General features: G+C 46.2%; 21 protein-coding genes and 1 pseudogene. 8 read left to right on the plus strand and 14 right to left on the minus strand.

Annotated elements, in window-relative coordinates; all coding sequences use genetic code 11:
- Positions 1-26: 26 nt before the first annotated feature.
- The 10 genes from Q502_RS09005 to Q502_RS09045 all read right to left on the minus strand — a co-directional run bounded on the left by Q502_RS09005 (position 27) and on the right by Q502_RS09045 (position 8538).
- Complete coding sequence (locus tag Q502_RS09005; RefSeq protein ID WP_258001884.1) at positions 27-1055, minus strand: LacI family DNA-binding transcriptional regulator; 1029 nt, start codon at positions 1053-1055, stop codon at positions 27-29.
- A gap of 116 nt (positions 1056-1171) precedes the next feature.
- On the minus strand, positions 1172-2071 hold the full coding sequence (locus Q502_RS09010) for an ROK family protein (protein ID WP_102818981.1): 900 nt from the start codon (positions 2069-2071) through the stop codon (positions 1172-1174).
- Positions 2058-2684, minus strand: coding sequence for a bifunctional 4-hydroxy-2-oxoglutarate aldolase/2-dehydro-3-deoxy-phosphogluconate aldolase (locus Q502_RS09015; protein ID WP_102818982.1), 627 nt, complete (start codon positions 2682-2684; stop codon positions 2058-2060). The genes Q502_RS09010 and Q502_RS09015 overlap by 14 nt, the downstream gene beginning before the upstream one ends.
- Positions 2685-3351: 667 nt before the next feature.
- On the minus strand, positions 3352-3642 hold the full coding sequence (locus Q502_RS09020; protein ID WP_102818983.1) for a protease inhibitor I42 family protein: 291 nt from the start codon (positions 3640-3642) through the stop codon (positions 3352-3354).
- Positions 3643-3698: 56 nt separating this feature from the next.
- Complete coding sequence (gene msrA, locus Q502_RS09025) at positions 3699-4400, minus strand: peptide-methionine (S)-S-oxide reductase MsrA (protein WP_102818984.1); 702 nt, start codon at positions 4398-4400, stop codon at positions 3699-3701.
- Positions 4401-4797: 397 nt separating this feature from the next.
- On the minus strand, positions 4798-5268 hold the full coding sequence (gene heR / locus Q502_RS09030; RefSeq protein ID WP_258394256.1) for a heliorhodopsin HeR: 471 nt from the start codon (positions 5266-5268) through the stop codon (positions 4798-4800).
- A 25-nt stretch (positions 5269-5293) separates the two neighbouring features.
- Positions 5294-5488, minus strand: a complete 195-nt coding sequence (locus Q502_RS14735; protein WP_258394257.1) for a hypothetical protein — start codon at positions 5486-5488, stop codon at positions 5294-5296.
- Positions 5489-6000: 512 nt separating this feature from the next.
- Complete coding sequence (gene pncA / locus Q502_RS09035) at positions 6001-6609, minus strand: bifunctional nicotinamidase/pyrazinamidase (RefSeq protein ID WP_102818985.1); 609 nt, start codon at positions 6607-6609, stop codon at positions 6001-6003.
- A 5-nt stretch (positions 6610-6614) separates the two neighbouring features.
- Positions 6615-7643: a glycoside hydrolase family 10 protein gene (locus Q502_RS09040; RefSeq protein ID WP_102818986.1), complete on the minus strand. Its 1029-nt coding sequence runs from the start codon at positions 7641-7643 to the stop codon at positions 6615-6617.
- A 43-nt stretch (positions 7644-7686) separates the two neighbouring features.
- Positions 7687-8538, minus strand: coding sequence for a DUF4438 domain-containing protein (locus Q502_RS09045; RefSeq protein WP_102818987.1), 852 nt, complete (start codon positions 8536-8538; stop codon positions 7687-7689).
- Positions 8539-8645: 107 nt separating this feature from the next.
- On the opposite strand from Q502_RS09045, the gene ylqF reads away from it, so the two are divergent.
- The gene (gene ylqF, locus Q502_RS09050) at positions 8646-9482 is read left to right on the plus strand and encodes a ribosome biogenesis GTPase YlqF (RefSeq protein WP_102818988.1); all 837 of its coding nucleotides are present in this window, start codon (positions 8646-8648) and stop codon (positions 9480-9482) included.
- Here the strand turns inward: ylqF and Q502_RS09055 are convergent.
- On the minus strand, positions 9452-10687 hold the full coding sequence (locus Q502_RS09055; protein WP_102818989.1) for a radical SAM protein: 1236 nt from the start codon (positions 10685-10687) through the stop codon (positions 9452-9454). The genes ylqF and Q502_RS09055 overlap by 31 nt on opposite strands.
- A 93-nt stretch (positions 10688-10780) precedes the next feature.
- On the opposite strand from Q502_RS09055, the gene Q502_RS09060 reads away from it, so the two are divergent.
- Positions 10781-12127: an FAD-dependent oxidoreductase gene (locus Q502_RS09060; RefSeq protein ID WP_102818990.1), complete on the plus strand. Its 1347-nt coding sequence runs from the start codon at positions 10781-10783 to the stop codon at positions 12125-12127.
- 59 nt (positions 12128-12186) lie between these two features.
- Here the strand turns inward: Q502_RS09060 and gpmA are convergent, their stop codons facing one another.
- The 3 genes from gpmA to Q502_RS09075 form a co-directional block, all read right to left on the minus strand.
- Positions 12187-12933 carry a 2,3-diphosphoglycerate-dependent phosphoglycerate mutase gene (gene gpmA, locus Q502_RS09065; protein WP_099829553.1) on the minus strand — a complete coding sequence of 249 codons (747 nt, stop codon included), beginning with the start codon at positions 12931-12933 and terminating at the stop codon, positions 12187-12189.
- 88 nt (positions 12934-13021) lie between these two features.
- Positions 13022-13843: an aminoglycoside N(3)-acetyltransferase gene (locus Q502_RS09070; RefSeq protein WP_102818991.1), complete on the minus strand. Its 822-nt coding sequence runs from the start codon at positions 13841-13843 to the stop codon at positions 13022-13024.
- A 35-nt stretch (positions 13844-13878) separates the two neighbouring features.
- Positions 13879-14268, minus strand: a complete 390-nt coding sequence (locus tag Q502_RS09075; protein ID WP_102818992.1) for a hypothetical protein — start codon at positions 14266-14268, stop codon at positions 13879-13881.
- 279 nt (positions 14269-14547) lie between these two features.
- On the opposite strand from Q502_RS09075, the gene Q502_RS09080 reads away from it, so the two are divergent.
- The 6 genes and pseudogenes from Q502_RS09080 (at position 14548) to aroF (ending at position 18378) form a co-directional block, all read left to right on the plus strand.
- Positions 14548-15174, plus strand: coding sequence for an NAD(P)-dependent oxidoreductase (locus Q502_RS09080; RefSeq protein ID WP_103134528.1), 627 nt, complete (start codon positions 14548-14550; stop codon positions 15172-15174).
- Positions 15175-15219: 45 nt separating this feature from the next.
- Positions 15220-15333 carry a TMEM175 family protein gene (locus Q502_RS15075; RefSeq protein WP_180977934.1) on the plus strand — a complete coding sequence of 38 codons (114 nt, stop codon included), beginning with the start codon at positions 15220-15222 and terminating at the stop codon, positions 15331-15333.
- A 5-nt stretch (positions 15334-15338) separates the two neighbouring features.
- Positions 15339-15731 (plus strand): annotated as a pseudogene (locus Q502_RS09090) (TMEM175 family protein); the annotation flags it as partial.
- 124 nt (positions 15732-15855) lie between these two features.
- Complete coding sequence (locus tag Q502_RS09095) at positions 15856-16203, plus strand: DUF4345 family protein (protein WP_243392279.1); 348 nt, start codon at positions 15856-15858, stop codon at positions 16201-16203.
- A gap of 86 nt (positions 16204-16289) precedes the next feature.
- Complete coding sequence (locus tag Q502_RS09100; protein ID WP_103134529.1) at positions 16290-17006, plus strand: N-acetyltransferase; 717 nt, start codon at positions 16290-16292, stop codon at positions 17004-17006.
- 355 nt (positions 17007-17361) lie between these two features.
- The gene (gene aroF / locus Q502_RS09105) at positions 17362-18378 is read left to right on the plus strand and encodes a 3-deoxy-7-phosphoheptulonate synthase (RefSeq protein WP_102819067.1); all 1017 of its coding nucleotides are present in this window, start codon (positions 17362-17364) and stop codon (positions 18376-18378) included.
- The last annotated feature ends 7 nt before the right edge of the window (positions 18379-18385 follow it).

Consider the following 18385-nt stretch of genomic DNA (forward strand, 5'->3'; position numbering starts at 1 on the left):
CTTTTCAATGTTTTCTTCGAGCTTATCTATATGAGCTTTGACACAGATTTTCTTTGAAGCAGTTCCGCCTTCAGCACAACTTTCGATTTCTCACCTCTTGTTCCGTCTATTTCGCTCAGCAGTATCGTGGCGGCAATCCTTCCGATGTCGAGAACCGGCTGTCTGATCGTCGTCAAGGGAGGATCGATTAGTTCGTTCATGGAATGGTCATCGAAGCCTACAATCGACAGGTCATCTGGGATTTTCAGGCCCATCCGCCTCACGGTTGCAACTATGACCTCATTTAGAAACTGGTTTGTGGATATGATCGCATCCGGTCTCTTGCCCGATTTCAGAACAGATTCCAGTGACAGCGAAGCCCTCTCCGCGTCCACAGCATTTTCGATAATCCAGTCTTTGTTTATCTCAATGTCCAGCATCTTGCAAGCATCCAAAAAGGCCATGCGTCTCTCTTCTATTGTATAGATTCCCTTTTTGTGAAGGACTATTCCGAGCTTGCTGTGACCGTTTTCCTTTAGATGCAACACTCCCTGAAGTATCGCCTGTCGGTTATCGAGAGTTACCGAACTGATTCTCTCCACTCCCTCGAGAATTCTGTCGTAGAAGACGACAGGAATGTTTCTCCTGACTGCCTCTCTGTAGAGTTTTGAGTTGTTCCTTCCGTCTTCTCCTTGACAGGGCGAGGAAAGTATCCCCTCTACACCATGTTCGAGGAGCCATTTGATGTAGACTCTCTCTTTCTCGAAATCCTCGCCGATGTCGCAGACGATAAATTTGTAGCCTCTGGGAAAGAGAACGGTCTCGATTCCGCTCATGAAATCCAGAAAGAACGGATTCCTGATATCCGATACTATTAGTCCTATAGTTTGAGTCTTCATTGTCTTCAATGATTTTGCAGACGAGTTCGGAATATAATTCAGCCTTTCTGCCGCGTTCAGAATCGCTTCCTTGAGTGAAGGGCTAACTCCAGGTCCATCTGATAAAGCACGCGACACAGACGATGGAGATATGTTCAATTCATTTGCTATGTCCTTTATCGTTATCTTCTTAATCAATGAAAATCGCAACCTTTCGCAAACGTTTGCGTTCTTTTTCATTATACTATGGGTCGTCCTTGATTGAAAAGCAAAGTGGTAACATAGAGTCGTAGAAAGAGCTTAAGTAGAAGAGGTCAGTCTTTGTGTGTTCTCCTTGACAGAGAGAGTATTCCAATTATGTTTGGATTGGGTTTCACAGAGGAAAGCTCGACCTTTACCTTTTTTCCTGGAATTCTGTAGCGATTCTCTTCAATAACCTTGAGTATTCTGTCGAAATAGTACTGGTTTTTCCCGAGACTTCCTCCGATTACAAGTACAGAAGGATCGAGAGAATCTATGAGATTGCAGAGGAATCGTCCAAGCGTTTCAGAGGCTTCGGTTATCATTTCTTTGAAGAGCGGTTCGTTCAACTGTGCGCGATCAATTATCTCTTTTGTAGAGATCTCAATCCCAAGCGAGTCATGCGCTCTGTTCTCAAGGCCTCTGCCGCCTGAAATTGCTTGCAGGCAACCGCGGCGACCACATGTGCAAGTTGGACCATCCGGTTTCACTATTGTGTGACCGACTTCCCCCGCTGCGTTGTTTGCTCCCCGTAAGATTTTCCCCCGGGCAACTATTCCCATGCCTATTCCCGTACTGACGGTGACGTAGATGAGCGATTCAATATCCTTTCTGAATGTCCATTCTCCAAAAGCCGCCGCATTGCAGTCGTTTTCGACCACGCCTTTGATATCGAGAAAGGAGGAAGCTCTTCTGAAGAGCTCCACGTCTTTCCACCCGAGGTTCGGCGACCAGATCAAATTGCCCTTTTCGGGACTGACGACACCTGCCGTGCAAAGCCCCCAGCGGTTGATATTTCTATTTCCTTTCATGCGGAGACAGATGTCACTAAGTCGCTCGAAGAAACTGTCAATTCCTTCGGCCGGTCTGGTGGGAAACTCTTCCGTTTCACAAGCTTCCTGTTCGCTATCGCCGAAAACCGAAACGAGGGTTTTGGTACCCCCTATGTCGATCGCTATATCAACTGCTGGCATTTACGGCTCTCCGAATTTTCAGGATCCTTTCAAGAACCTCCCCTTCTTTTCCTTCATCAAAGAGATTCCTGTTTGCTATGTAGGAACCAATTCCGAGCGCAACGGCTCCTGCTTTCATGTATTCGTTAGCGTTTTCGGCCGTTACTCCGCCAAAAGGCATGAACTTGACAGTGGGAAACGGACCCCTGTATGCTTTGAGCAAATGCAGTCCTTCAGAACCGCCGGGGAAGAGTTTCAGGAAGCTGAATCCGTTGTTCAGTGCCTTCTGTACGTCTGTAGAAGTGTAGACTCCGGGTATGTAACTAATCCCGTCCCTTGCCGACAACTTCGCGATTTCCTCGCTAAATCCAGGGCTGAGAACGAAATCGGCATTTGAGCGAAGTGCTCTCGAATAAGCAGTCTCATCGTATATAGTACCGGCCCCGATCACGAGCTTCTCATAGAATTCCCTCTTGAGTTCATGCAGTATCTCTGAAGAAGATTCGTCGGAGAAACTGACTTCCAGAACTGTCAAACCGTTTTCCAGAAGCATTTCACACAACTTCCTCGATTGATTGAGCGTAAGACCCCTTATTACTGTCATGACCTTTTCATTCATCAGTTTTTCAAACACAACAAAATACCCCTCCTTTCTCGTACGGGCAGAAGTGATTCTCTGCACTTAGTATATCAGGAGGTATCGCCTCATTTCCCGCTTCCTGGAAAGGAGACTATTCACTCAAGCATTTGGTTTTCTCTGATTTATCTCCCCGCATTGAGGTAATCGCGGATTGCCGAAAAGATTTCCCGATCTTTCAGCGCTATTCAACAGCGACGCTTGCGTACAGTATCGAGCTATTTCCATCGCTTTCAACCTGGATAGAGAATCCGAATTCTATTACAGAAACTCCTCTTTTTAGGGCTTCGAAATCGAATGAACGCTTCCCGGTCTCAATGCCTGTCACTGTAAAGTTTGAAATGTCACCCGGAGAGGATTGGCTCTTCGAAGGATCGATGTACCTGTTAGCTATGAGTCTCAGTATTTAGCCATTGCTCTGTATGCTCCATAAGAATCTGGCAGAGGAATCTTCCTCAACGGTAAATGAGAATAGATCACCCGGGCTTACGGAACCCGAAGAACTGCCAATGATTTTTACATAATCGGGGATACACTCACTTAAAGTTTTGTCATCCACTTCTACATTGAACACCCTTATTTCGGCAGCTTCTTCTTCGCCTTCCCATTCTCTGTATAGTTTGAAAATTATTGCAAAGCTGCCTAAGGATTTGGGACTGAATAATCAGGTTACTGTCGAATCGCCTCCTTGGACGGCGTTTTCAGATTGGTCAACGGAAACTTCTTTCGAAAACAGCGAAAACGCGTTGGCCTTTGATGAATAGTAGTGCCATGTGTAGCCGGTGCTTGTATTCTCATCCAGGTCGATCTTGAGACGTTGTTCGTAACTGACCTTGTTTACAATGACCGGAATCGCCAACTCTTTTTCAGACGCTCCTAGCAGAGCATTTGCGGGTAAGAACACGAGAACGAGCATTATAACTGTAATGACTTTATGATTTCTTCTAGAAGACATACACACCTCCGATTTCTGTTTTGTCTTTTGCGAAGCTCGCGATCTGAATGGCAGCCCTACTCTAGCATTATCGAGACCTTCTGCAGATTCCCTTCTTGCAGACCATAGCTGATGTACTCGGCCCTCATAAGATCCCTATCGCCTTTGCCTGCTAGAAGAGAGTTAAGTCTCGCTGCCGCAGTTGAACTATCCAACTCGAATATGTCTCCGTAGAACCCAAGTAGATCGTTGAGCAGTCCCCGGTCTCGCTGAAGATAGAACTTCAAATGGTAGTCTTCTGCCCCGTAGAACTCTACGATTTGAGATATCTCTGTAGCTGACTTCATATCACGTTCGCTTTCCTTTAAAGCAATGAACTCCTCGGCCACGTCCCTTTGATTGGCATTATGATAGAGAATAATTGACATGTACTGTCTCTTGTAGTCTATGTAGGCGTTATGTGAGCTCCAGAAAACCTCCAGCAAGGCCTCGTAAGTGATCTCTGACGGGTCAAACTCGATCTGAACAACCTCCGTATGGTCGCCCAGCGAAAAATAGCTTGGGTTCTCTTTTGTACCGCCGGCGTATCCGACGCTAGTTTTGTAGATTCCTCTTGTTCCTCCAAAGGCAGCCTCGGAGCCCCAGAAACACCCAAGGCCAAATGTTGCTTTCTCAAGGGTTGAGGGAACATCGATATCGATCGCAGGTTTTTCACTATTGGCCATGGCAAACACTCCTAACAATGAGAATATCATTATAGTTGAAAGGAACTGCTTCATACATACCTCCACTTTATTCTAGACAATATAAATCGGATATAAGACTATTTGGAATGATTATAAGTTCATTTGTCGAAGTGATTTTGAAGGTTTGAGAAGAAGCTTACATGGGTTAGAACGATCCTCCATTTTGAAGATGACCTATGGAATTCAAGATCGATTAAGTGTCCTCCGCAACAGCAGCTAAGATACCCCCGCTCTCCATTGAAATGAGGAGCGGTGATTGTGATGTAAGTGAGTCTCTGCAACGCTTCCCGTTTCCTTTGCAGACTTTCATAGTCGCGAAAACAATACAGCGTAAATCCCGACTCTTAAGCGAATAACAGAGTCCCAACTCCTCTTTCACTGAAAGAGAGGGTTTGTTTAAACGCGTGGTGCCTTTCTTTGTTCAAGGTAATCAAACCGGCCGAAGAGTCCCAGCGAAAACCTGCCAGGCCAAAACGCTCTTCGCAACTAGACTTAGCAGAACATATACCGTCTCGCCAAAGAGATAATTCTTCCAGGGTCCGATCTTCTTGTATTGCAGAAACATATTTATCGCAAAGCTGTTGAAGAAGACAAGGAATGTTATGAGAACGGCGTACACGCAAGAGGGGAATTCTACATTCGCCTTTCCCAGCGAAGTAAACAAGTATATGAATACAGCCAAACATGTTACCGCTCCGGCTATACAACCATATATGAAGGCCGTCCAATTTGTTTTCTCTGTTGTCTGATTGTGAAGTTCCATCATGAGTTCGAAGAGGTTCATAAGGGCGTTCACGGTGAAGAGAAGCATAAGGCTCACGATATCCAGCATTCCCGAGAACATGGCTATTGCAAAGATCATTACCGAGGAGCTAAAAGAATACTCATACCATCTCGGCATAGTTGATGCCCTTTGCAAGATTCCTCTAATACCATTTGAACCCGAAAGCGGAGACGGTGAAGTGGGCTATTGCAGACATGAACAGAAAACTGGCGATGAAAGGCCCCATTCTCAAATCAAGGAAGTTTTCCGTGGCCGGAACGAGGCGCATAATCTCCCTGTCAAATGCCAGATAGTTTCTGGTTATTGTTAGAGCTGAGTCGTTGCTGATAATATGCATTACGATTCCTTGAACCAGATGCAGAAAACCCATGACGATGTTGTAGAACCTTAGCTTACCGTGACTCCTGCCATACTCTCATTTCCTTTTCGTCACTTACAAATACTAGCATCTACAAGCCTCTGTCCAATGCTTTTCGGAGACTGGATCGGCGCCAGGACGCAATGCCCGGAGAAACGTCTGGAAACGCTAAGCGCCGAAGAATATCGGTGGACGCAAGCCTGCCTTCGGCAGGAGGCGAGGCCGACTACGTCGGGAAGTGATGCTGCTGCGCAGGAAGCAAAAAAAAAGAGCCGCTGAACGCTGTGAAGAGTCGTCCTTAGTCCTTCGTCCCAGATCATGGACCCGTCCTTCGCTGAGACCCAAGCCCAGATCCTGAACAGGAGCGCTTCAGGATGACAGAATAGGTTCGTTCTGATCCGAGGGCGTAATTTTGTTCTTGAGGACTGGTCAAGCTCTTGTTCTTTGCTCCTGACCAACCCCCGACCTCCGACCCCCAACGACGGGCCAAATCATCTCTCAATCAGTTCTACTCCCGCTCTTCTGAATTCCTCTATAGTTCTCTGAACATCGCCTATGTTTGTTTCTACACCTTTTGTTCCATTTATTATTACGTTTATCTTGAAGCCGGCCAGGAGAGCATCGTGAACGGTGTATTTGAGGCAGTAGTCCAGAGCTAGTCCGCAGATATCAAGCTCTTCAATTCCGAGTGCTCTTAGTAGCCCATCTGTTCCCAGTTCCGTTCCGTCGTTTTCTCTGAAGATCGAGTAGCTGTCAACATGGGGATGGGTTCCCTTTCTGATTATGTAGTCAAACCGGTTGGTCTCAATGTTGGTGTGAAATGCCGCCCCGTGGGTTCCCTGCTGGCAATGGACGGGCCACAAAACGGGGCCAATTCCTTTTTTATTATCGAATGGTGTAAAGGGCTCTTTCCCATGGTTGACCGCAAAGCTCATATGATTGGAGGGGTGCCAGTCCTGCCCCGCAACTATCGCCTTATACACAGAGTCTCTCATAGCTCTGTTTATCGCTTCGTTTATCTGGCTTGCGCCGCTCACTGGAAGTGAACCTGTTTCGTAAAAGTCGTTCTGAACATCAACAACTATTAATGCCTTGCGCATCTTCATCACCTCACTTCTTCCTGGAGTGCCCGAAGTCTTCCGCATAGTTCATCGTCGACTGAACTCAGTGCAAACAGAGTTACTTCGTCCGGTTCGAGTTCCCTTACTTGCTTTATGAGTTCTATAAACTCATCCCATCTGGAGGCATAGTTGAATGCACCCAGTCCGATTCTGATATCGTTCAGGGAGCCGTGAAGACTGCGGATGTTTTTCACTCTTGAGATTACTTCCTCCGGCTCTTTGCCATATGCCATGACAACTGCCGCATCAATAAGGCCGTTTTCCAGCCACTCAAGCCAGGGTTGAAGACGCTCATGTACGGCTCTCTCCGAATAATCATCATAGACTGCGCAGGATAGTTTTTTGCCCTTGCTTCGAACTGTTTCGGAGATCATCGAGACCTGTCTTGTCACCGCGTCGATTCTGAAGCGATCGAAGCTATCCATGCCATTCGACAAGCCTTCTTCGTTCAGCCAATCTCTATACTCGGCCAATGCAATCGGGTTGAATCCAAAACTCCTGAAGGGGTACCTTATGAAATCAAGATGGACCTCTTCTATATCGTAATTTGAGATTTCCGAAGCAATCTCCTCTGTGAACTCTCTCACGCCTGCTACACCAGGATCGACGTAAGGGCCGAAGACTTCTTCGAGGTTGCTGGACGGATAGTCGAGCATTGAAGTGCCGTTTTCGTCAACGGTAATCCATTCAGGATGTCTGTTCACTATGTGTACTGCCGATAAAGGTCTTCGCCTTTCGAAACCCCAAACCAGGTTGACATTCATCCAGGCCGAAATGTGAAAAGTCTTTCCCGAAGCTTCGGTAATAGCCTTCCTAAGAGCATCGAACGGCTGCACCAATTCCTCTGCAGGCGGAAGCAATGCTGAAGAGTAATAAGAGTTACCTCGACCAACAACCTGAATGTAAGCTCTACCTGCGTTTATCCGATCGAGCCGATCGATCATTCTGCTCAGTGATTCGGGGGAAAAAAGCTCTTTGCTTGTCACCCATACTCCCGGTTCAAGTCTGTTCATCTTTCTCCTCCTGCCGGCTAATCAGCAAGTTTCCGCCAGAAATCTAGATGAAGTCAATCAGATTGGATTTGTCGCTTATTTCGGGGATTATTATGCCCTTGCCGTCCGCCATTACTACCGTTACACCGGGGCCGTGACCGGTAATTATACAGTCTCCGTGCACAACTACTCCGATAGTAACGGAGCCCTCCATATAACCTCCAAGTCCGAAAGAATCGTTGTGATTTTCGAGGGCTACGAAATCACCTATTCTAAGCCTGTCGAGACCGACTTTCTTTATGAGTGCCCTGTCATTTGTGATGATGTCGTAGTCGCCACCGGAAGGATCTCCCGATCCTGAGCCGGAACCCATGAGATAACCGGGTACTATTGCCCTTACTGGGAAGTAGATCTTCCCATCTCCTTCTCCAACTGGTATCCTGTCTAAAAGCTCAGGATCGATATTGTATACCCTGATTGAGGGATAATCTTCAAGCACTAATCCCTGACCGAATCCGACAACCTGTATCTTGTCTCCGATCGCCATCCTCTTCTTTATGTCTTCTTTGAAGTGAATCAAGACATGATTTATGCCGCCATGCTTGCCTATGACTATTCCCTTCTCCCCCTTTGCGTCTCCGCTGATTAAAGTGGCCGAATTTCCGATACAGGAATAACCGACATATGCTGAGTTCTTGTCAGCTTCGGAGTTCTTTGTCGAGACATCCGGCTCAACATGGTCGCCAACCATCTTGAAAGCACTGTCTCCAAGAGCAAAATTATAGGTAATGCCTCCCGTACCCGGGAAAAGTCTTGGAGTCCCATCGACTTCAAGTCTGAAAGGGCTTCTCCTTAGTGGATGTGCAACTTCGCCAGAGACAGAGATCTTCACTACAAAAGCTTTGTTTGTCTTCAATGTCTTCTCCTCCATTTGGTGTTCTTGTTAGCATATAGTACATATACATTATATCAACTGAAGAACGTCGGTCGAACCGTGATATAATCCACGCTGGAGGTAATCATATGTATTATCCGGGCCATATCCAGAAAGCGAAAAGACAGATCCAGAATTACATGAAGTCCGTAGACGGAGTTGTCGAGCTGCTTGATGCTAGGATTCCTCTCACGAGCAGGGCCTATGAAGCAGAACGGTTGTTTCAGAACAAACAGCGTATTGTCGTTCTGAACAAGTCTGACCTGGCCGATACTGAGATCACTTCCATGTGGAAAGAGCATTTCAGAGCACAGGGAAGCGGAGTTGTAGAAGCTTCACTGAGATCAACAGACGCCAGGAATTTCATAATCAGAGAAATCGTACCTCTATTAAAAAGCAGGTTCTACGAGAAGAGGTTCATGGTCGTCGGAATGCCAAACGTTGGAAAGTCTACCTTTATCAACAGACTCAAAGGCAAGAAATCACTGGCTGTAGGAAATAGACCGGGGATAACGCGTGGAGTACAATGGATAAATGTCTCTAAAAGCATTTCCGTTCTCGACACGCCGGGAATTCTATACTCTGAGCTTCGCTCTCTGCAAGTAACGACGAAACTTCTAGCGGTAGGTTCCCTACCGTACGAGAAGTTTGATCCGCTTGATGCTTTCGAAATGGTGCTTTCCTTAATTGTCGAAAGATACGGTAAGGTTTCCCTTGAGGATTACCTTGGTGAGAAATTCGCCAATGGAGAAGAGTTTGTCGAGAAGTTCTGCAGAAGAAGAAACTATCTTGCCAAACAGGGAGCGCTCGACACAACCAGAGGAGCCCACACTTTTCTCAGAGAGGTCGCGGCCGGGAAGGCAGGCAGATTTTCCTTCGAAGATCCCAAAAGCTTTTACAGTACTGATTCGCCTGAAACAGAGTGATCTCTCGCTCTGCTTCTCAAATCGGCCCATATTTGATCAATAAAACTGTAGGTCAGCCACTCTTCGATGATGTGGAGTTCCCTTGTGCCCAATCTGGTTGGTTTGATGATGTCACTCTCTCTTTTGAGATACCCTCTTGTTATTGTCGAGTAAAGGAGAAATCTCATCCTCAATGGAAGTCTTCCAAAGTGTTCTTCAACACTGCCGAGATCGAGGTGGCCACCGTAAAGCGCCCAGAAAGAGTAATAGAGAATCGCCGAAAACTTATTCATTTTGATCGTCTTACTGACCGGAAGCTTCCCGGAATCGACAAAGGAGAAGTATTCATCGAGAGAAAAGGTATTAGTTCGAAAATCCTTTCCGTTGAAGGAAGAGGCGCTCGTGCCAATTCCCATAAAGAACTCACGTGAAACAGAGCTGTACTTTCTCTTTTCTCCCCTCTTTTTGAAGGTCCAGAGAGAATCTCTAACATAACCATTTGTGAGAGCGACGTTTTCCAGCTCTTCCAGTATCTCGAGTTCCTTCTCGGGATCGTTCTTAGTGTTTTTGTAGGCCGTGTCTGCAAAACGCATCATTGGATAGACTGATACCTGTTCCGGGCCGTAAGAAATAGCCGTCTCAAGATCCTCAACGATTCTTCCCCGGTCAAGTTGGTAATCGAAGATCAAGTCTACGTCTACAAAGTCAAAGCCCGCCGAAGTAGTCTCGGCTATCGAATTATGCGAAACGCTGGAATCCTGTCTCCTTCGCCCCATAGAGTTCAAAGTGAAATCGTCGAAGGATTGTATCCCCAGACTGACGAAGTTAACACCAGTCTCTCTTATTTCTTCAAGCCTCTTAATGGAAACATCTGCCGGGTGGATTTCAAGAGCGATTTCGCCATTCGCCATTTCCCTGAAATGAGAGACGACTCCCTTTAGAAGGTTCAGGTCATAGGAAGGTGTTCCGCCTCCTATGTATATCGAACTGAATTGTGCGATTTTTTGGAGATCGGATTCGCGCTTCAAAGTCGTTAGGTATTTGTTTGTCAGTTTAGAGTCGTATTTGATTTTGTTGTAGGGGCAAAAGCTGCAAAACTCCGGGCAAAATGGTATGTGTATGTACAGCCCTGGGGATGAATTAAAGCTCAGTGGGCCAGCACCATCCGCGTCCTCAATTATAAACAGCCTTTTGCCAAGTTCCATGACTCTTTCGGTAAGACTCATTTTTTGCCCTCCCGCCGCTCCATTCTAGTACGTAAAGTGTGGTAATATAATATATGTTTTGAGCATATATCTTATTCTATTTGGAGGTGTTACATGAAAAAAGACATAGTAATAGTGGGAGGAGGTCCCGCCGGTATAGTCACGGCGACAACGGCAAAGAAGACATATCCTGACAAGAGTGTAGTGGTAATTAGAAAGGAAAGGGAAGGAGTCGTCCCATGTGGAATTCCATACATATTCCATACTCTTCCGACTGTAGAGGCCAATACCATGCCGATAAAAGGTGCGCAGGATCTGGGAATCGATTTCATTTTTGATGAAGTCGTGGAAATCAGTACTGATTCCAAGAAGGTCAATCTCTCCGGTGGGGAGTCTATCGAATATGAGAAATTGGTTATTGCCACGGGTTCGCAGCCCATATTACCTCCAATAAAGGGCAGTGAGCTTTCAGGTGTATTTACTATAGCCAAGGATAAAGAGTATCTGAAGACTGTATATGCTGCTGCAAAATCGGCGAAGCAAGTCGTAGTCGTTGGTGGAGGTTTCATAGGAGTGGAAGTTTCGGACGAGATCCTCTCCGATGGCAAGGAAGTCTACCTTGTCGAGGCCGTTGACCAGATACTCATGGCAGCCTTTGACAGGGAATTTGGAGCCATGGTAAGTGAAAGACTCGAGAAGAAAGGCATGAAGCTACGCACCGGGATGAAGGTCTGTGAGATAAAAGGAGAAGACAAGGTATCCGGAGTTCTACTTGACAACGGCGAAGAGATCGAAGCAGATATGGTGATACTTGCAATAGGTTACAGACCGAACGTGAAGCTTCTGGAAAATATCCGCGTTCACAGGGGTATAACCGGTGGAATATGGGCCGATGAATACATGAGAACCAGTGTTGACGATGTCTTTGCCGCCGGTGACTGCGTCGAACACAAGTGCTTCTTCACCAGAAAACCAAGTAGATTAATGCTGGCATCTACCGCGGCTTTTGAAGCGAGAGTTGCAGGTTCAAACCTTTTCAGCCTCAAGATGGTTAGGGAAAATCACGGAAATCTTGGAGTGTTCTCTACTTCAGTGGCCGATTTAACGGTCGCCGCCGCGGGACTCACGGAGTATACGGCAAAGATGGAGAACTTTGATTACGTGGTTGGCGTTGCAAAGGGAATAGATAGACATCCCGGTTCGCTTCCCGACAAGTCGGAAATTTTCGTCAAGATGATCTTCTCCAAGGAGAGCGGAATTCTTCTTGGCGCGCAGATGGCGGGCGGAAAGAGTGTTGGAGAGATGGTCAATATTATCGGTCTCGGTCTACAGAAAGGAATAACCGTGAACGATTTCCTCACGATGCAGATCGGTTCCCATCCACTGCTTACTGCCGCCCCTACTACCTATCCGTTGACTCTCGCAGCTGAAAACGCTCTAATGAACTTGAGAAAGGAATAAGAAACAGTACAAATAGAAGAAGCTACCCAGAGGGTAGCTTCTTTTTATGTTGAGTGATGTTACTTTGCTTTCCCCTGATTCGCAACTGCCTGCTGTGCCTTTGCGATTTCTTCCGGATCACCCAGATAATAATGCTTTATTGGTTTTAGATCGTCATTAAGTTCGTAAACTAGAGGTATTCCAGTCGGAATGTTCAATCCTACGATCTCGTCGTCGGGAATATTGTCCAGATATTTGACCAATGCCCGAAGGCTGTTTCCGTGGGCTACAATCAGCACTTTCTTTCCAGACTTTATCTCCGAGGATATCTCATTCTTCCATAGTGGCAGGAATCGCGCCACCGTGTCTTTGAGGCACTCCGTTCTGGGGAGCTCGTCATCCGAGAGAGTCTTGTACTTGGGGTCATGTCCCGGGAATCTTTCATCGCTCTCTTCAAGTGCAGGCGGCCTGATGTCGTAGCTTCTCCTCCAGATCTTCACCTGTTCTTCGCCATGCTTGGCTGCGGTTTCGGCTTTGTTCAAACCCTGAAGGGCGCCGTAGTGCCTCTCGTTAAGTCTCCAGTCCCTAATCACCGGAATCCACATGAGATCCATCTCATCCATTATGTACCATAACGTTCTTATCGCTCTCTTAAGAACGGAAGTGTATGCTAGATCGAAGTCGTATCCTTCGGCTTTCAATATCTCGCCAGCTTTCTTCGCTTCCTCACGGCCCTTTTCGGAAAGGTCAACATCGGTCCAGCCAGTGAAGCGGTTCTCTTTGTTCCAGGTGCTTTCTCCGTGTCTTACAAGTACGAGTTTGGTCATATTACTCCTCCTTCCACATATCTTCTACATTATAAACTATTCCTCAAATTGGGGCAGATCGGTCTTTCTTTCGAAATAGTCTGTAGTCTTACTTTCTGTTCTTTGTCATCCATTCAACCGCGAAATCAACCAGTTCTACTTGAGGGAGAAGAGTTGATTCGGCGTACCCGATCATTCCCTTGTTTACCTTTGAGGGGAAATCTCTCTCGAAGTCGCTTCCTATGATATAAAAGTCGTCTGAATCAAGGTCGAAATCGTTGAACTCTTTCCAGACTCTCCTTCCGTTTTCCATAATCGGGGCTCCATCTTTGCACTTCTTTCTGGAGGGAAAGTCGGCCCGGTATTCTGCCAGATGCAATGAACTGTTGTTCGAATGACCGACACCCAAAAGCAGTATGTGAGCATTCAGGTCGTATAGTCTGGCAAGGGGCGATCCTTCACCCATGCCGAACTCCAGTTCGTGGCTATCTACAATGTAAGAGACCTTCTTTCCCCTGGCGGCAAATGAGACCTGAGGATGGTCGCTTCTCACAACACCTTTCATCTTTCTGAAAGTCTCTGAAATGACTCCCATCCCTCTTGTCGGAGTCTCCGCTCTGTTGAAGGGAGGCATTGTTCTTCTGATCGTGTCAAACCAGGTCGCCGGAACAGGAGGATTCGACCAGTTTGAGGGCTCGCTGAGATCTCCCGAATGAGCAGGCATTACTAGTGTTCCTTCCTCATCAAGTACTGCTTCAAGCGCCCTAATCACTGTAATGGCTCCTCCGCACACCCAGCCTAGACTGCTTAGTGAAGAGTGAACTAGCAGTACCATTCCTTTCCTTACTCCGAGATGCTTGAGATCAGAAATCATCCTCTTCGTAGTTAGAGGCCCGTTCTTGCTAAGAGCAATTGCATCAGCTTCACTCATGTTTGACTCCTCGGTGATCCTACTTGACAGAAGAATCATTCGGCGATTAACCAGTAGACTTCTACTTCAGCAAGACGTCTGTCTGCAGAGGGATCTTCGAAGACAACTTTGAGAGAGTACTCCCCTTCTTCTTCGAAGGTCATTTCATTTCTTGTCTTTTGCCAGTCTTCTGCAAACCGCTGGATTTCCTCTTCGCCTTTTTCCAGTAAGAGATACACGTTATTGTTCTTCAACACTTTTATGTTCAGTCTCACTCTCAGTTGCTGGCCAGGTTGAATAATGAACTTGGCAAAGCTTTCACCCGAGTCTCTGGCATACAGGGTTGTGCTCTCGAAGCCGGAGGATCCTGCAAGGAACAGTGTGAGAACGACTAGCCCGAGTATCCCGGCAAATGTCAGATAGCGTCCCGCGACAACAAGTCTCAAAGTAAATACCTCCGTAAGAGTTTTTGTAAGTAGATTATAACCGAATCCAGTGCTGGCGTCGATCTTAAGCCAGTAATAGAATAGTTCGAACAAGACAGTAATGCAGAAAACGAGGCCGATTCAGGTAGATGTATAATTGAGATGGGACATTCATCCGACAACTTGTCGATATGGAGTCTGGTTTCATGTGATCTAGTATGAAATCACTATCTTGATTTGGATTTAGGCGTGAGAGACTATATTATTGTGATATAGAACGGTGAAAGGGGGTAAACCGCCTTGAAGATAATTATCTTTGGTGGCACCGGAAGAGTAGGGAGGGTCATACTTGATAGGGCCTTGAACGATAATCACATAGTCACAATATTTGTTGGCAACGTCTCGAAATTGACTGTTAGAAAGGAAAACCTCAGGATTTTCCAGGGCGATGTCTTCAATAGCCAGAGCGTGAGAGATGCAATAAGAGGGCAAGATGCGATTGTCAGCGCTTTAGGCCCGGATAATTCGGGAAGCGTGAACGATACTCTGGCAGTCGCTATGAGAAACATAGTGAATGCCGCCAGGGATACCGAAGTGAGTAAGCTCGTTACGATCGCGAATTCGGGTATTCTTCAGCTATCGCCGAGAGAACTCAGGCTTGATTCCCCCAACTATCCGCAATATCTCAAGAAATCTTCAAGAGAATTCATGGATGCGTTCGAAATTCTCAAGGCTTCGGAGCTTGATTGGGTCGTTGTGTGCCCGCCATTTATGTCCTTTTCAGAAGGCAACCAGAGTTACAGAGTTTCGGCCGACTTCCTTCCAGAAAACGGAGAGAAGATTTCGATTCAGGACGTTGCCGAGTTTGCTTACAAGCAATTGTTCACGTCCGAATACACTCAGAAGAGAGTTGGCATTGCCTACTAACCTCGAAAGAACTCGAAAGGTGAAGTTCCCGATCCTGAAATACGTGTGAATAGACTGGAGGCACTTACGAATGGTGTGTTTGCCATCGCAATGACTGTTCTCGTGCTTTCTCTCGGGGTCCCGGTAAAGGATAAGATTGCAGATCAGGGCGCTCAGTAAGGCACGTATTGAGCAAGAACTACGACTTTCTGAGTTACTTCATCTCCTTTTTCGTGATCGGATCGATCTGGATCTCCACAGTTGGAAGGACAGATATTTTGAAGAAGACTGATTACCGGCATCTTTGGTTGAACTTACTCAGTCTCTTCTTCGTTACAACAGTACCTTTCACTACCGCACTTCTTGGGGATTATGGTGAATTTGAGTTTGCAGAGCTGCTGTTTCATCTGAAAATCCCGATTCTTGAGATTATCGCACTTGTTCAATGGCATTATCTGATGAAAAACACCGGTCTGATTCGCAATGAGGTCCTGGAGAGCCTTGATATGCATTACTACAGAAAGATCTATGTTTCAGCGTATTCATCCCGCTTTTTGGAATCGCGATTTTCATTCTGACACCCATATGGAGCAACCTTGTGTATCTCATCATATTTCTCAGGGTGCTCTTTATACTCAGGTAATACTTAATTATGGTTTTGATTGCTAGAATATATCTATAATCTAGGGGGCGATCGAGATATTGTTCACTATCATTCGTTTTGTTGTTGCTGTTCTTACGGCAGTCACCGGTGTATATATAGTGTTGAAACCGGAATCCTACGCCAAGCTGGCCGAGTTTTCGGCCGGTAATGCCAGAGGAAAAACGGAAGTGAAGGCTATCATGGGGGGCACGTTTATAGGGCTTGGGGTTGCTCCGATAGTTCTCTTGGGTGCGCAGATTTCATTCCTTTTTCTGGGGATTGTTTATCTGTTTATCGCCGCAACGCGTATAATGTCCATATTTGTGGATAAGTCTTTGACGTTCACTAATCTGATTACTCTTCTCGTTGAAATAGCATTTGGTCTAATTATGGTACTCCCTATTTGAAAGAAAAGAAACCGACTTAGGTCGGTTTTTTTATACGAGGTACTTCTACCCCTGAGAAGATCATGAAAGAAATGGAGGAAAGGGAATTGAGAGAGGAAGATCTTAAGAAGGCAATAGAGGAAGCATGGGCAAAACGCCTTCAGCTCCCGGTCGATAGATTTGTCTCGAAAGAGCGGTTTCTCATGGCAGATGAGGCCAAGAAAGGGAAGGGCGAGCTCAGTCATCTGAGTTTTGAAAAGCGAACGGTAATTCTTTATGACCCCGAGCTCGAAACAGTTGTAAAATCTGCTCTTGAAGAAGAGGATAGAGAGAAGTTGGCTCTTGCGAAGTTGCTTCACGAGTCTTTTTCTCTTTGGAAAAAGACATCCATCAAGTACCTTAACCCTTCGAATTACGTTCCTTACGACCCACCAATGGATTTCGTTGTCAGAAGACTAAATCAGGGCGACAGGACTGCTTTCTATCGGTTCAGAAACCAGTGTACAAGGGAGGATCTCGCCGAAGGGTTTGTCGAGCTCGACCACGTAGTTGTTTTTGGAGCCTTTTATGAAGAGGAGATCGTGGCGGTCTCAAGCATTATTGAATGGGATAGCATTGCAGATATTGGCATAATAACTATGCCTGATTTCAGAGAGCTTGGCCTGGGAAAGGCAATCGGTTCAAGGGCAAGCGAGTGGGCAATCGTGAATAAGAAACTGATTCAGTACAGACATGACGTATTGAACTACGGATCGCTGAAAGTTTCTCGTGCTCTGGGATTCAGAGAGTATATACTCGAGCAAGAATACACCTATATTGGATGATCACCTTATCGGAAGAGAAATGCATCTGTTTCTTCAAGTCAAGAATGTATCTCTCTGAGATTGTAACTAGTGCGTAAGAATCAATTCAGTTTGTCGGGCGATTTTTGTCTCTTTTGATTTGACATGGTGAGCCACAAAAGTGTAGAATCCTTTCATAAATAGCGGGGAGATGAATTGATGATAGACTTCAGATTTTCCTGGATAAATGCATATTATTATTATAACAACAGAAGCATTTGCTTGTGAGTGATAACTCCGGGTAAGTGCTTCTTGCATTTACTCCGGATGAAAGAAAAGAAAGGGTCTCCAATCCGGAGACCCTTTTCTTTTTCAGACAGGAAGGCGGGGTGGTGAAATGGTAGTCGTTCTTAAGAGAGGTACTGGTGAAGAGGAGATTAAGCAAGTAGAGTCTCTTTCAGAGAGTCTGAATCTGAGCTGTCATGTTTCCATGGGGATGGAGAGAGTAGTGATCGGTGTCATCGGTGACGACCGTTATATGTCAGTTGAACGATTTGAGGCTCTTGAGTGCGTCGAACAAGTTGTTCGAGTTCTCAAGCCGTTTAAGCTTGTTTCCAGGGAGTTTCACAGCGAAGATATCTCTGTAGACATTGGCAATGTCTCGATAGGAGGAGGGAAGTTCGTAGTGATGGCCGGTCCGTGCGCGGTCGAGGATAGGCCTATGATAGAAGAGATCGCCGCCTTCCTTTCTGAAATGGGAGTGAAAGTGATTAGAGGAGGGGCTTTCAAGCCAAGAACCTCTCCATACTCTTTTCAAGGTCTTGGAGAAGTAGGTCTGAGATATTTGAGAGAAGCTGCGGATCGGTACGGCCTCAAGACGGTGACCGAGGTAACTGGCGAAGGGACACTTGAGGCCGTCTATGAAATGAGTGACATACTGCAAATTGGGGCAAGAAATTCACAGAACTTCCAGCTTATTCAGAAGGTTGCCGAAAAGGGAAAGCCTATTCTTCTGAAGAAGGGCTTCATGAATACGGTTGAAGAACTTCTTCTTTCTGCGGAGTATATTGCCTCCAAGGGAAACATGTCGATAATACTTTGTGAAAGGGGAATCAGGACCTTTGAGACGGCCACGAGGAACACGCTTGATATTTCTGCCGTGCCGCTAATCAAACTTCAATCTCCACTTCCGATTATCGTTGATCCAAGCCACGCAGCAGGGAGAAGAGACTTGATAATACCACTTTCAAGAGCTGCTCTGGCGGCCGGGGCTAACGGTATCGAAGTTGAAATTCATCCCAGGCCGGAGATGGCTCTTTCCGACAGCAAGCAAAGCCTAAGTTTTGGCGAATTTGAGAAACTAATGGATAGCCTTGGAGCACTGGCCGATTCTGCTGAGCTCCTGCTTACATGAATGGCAG

Source organism: Mesotoga sp. Brook.08.YT.4.2.5.2., from assembly GCF_003351125.1.
Lineage (GTDB): Bacteria > Thermotogota > Thermotogae > Petrotogales > Kosmotogaceae > Mesotoga.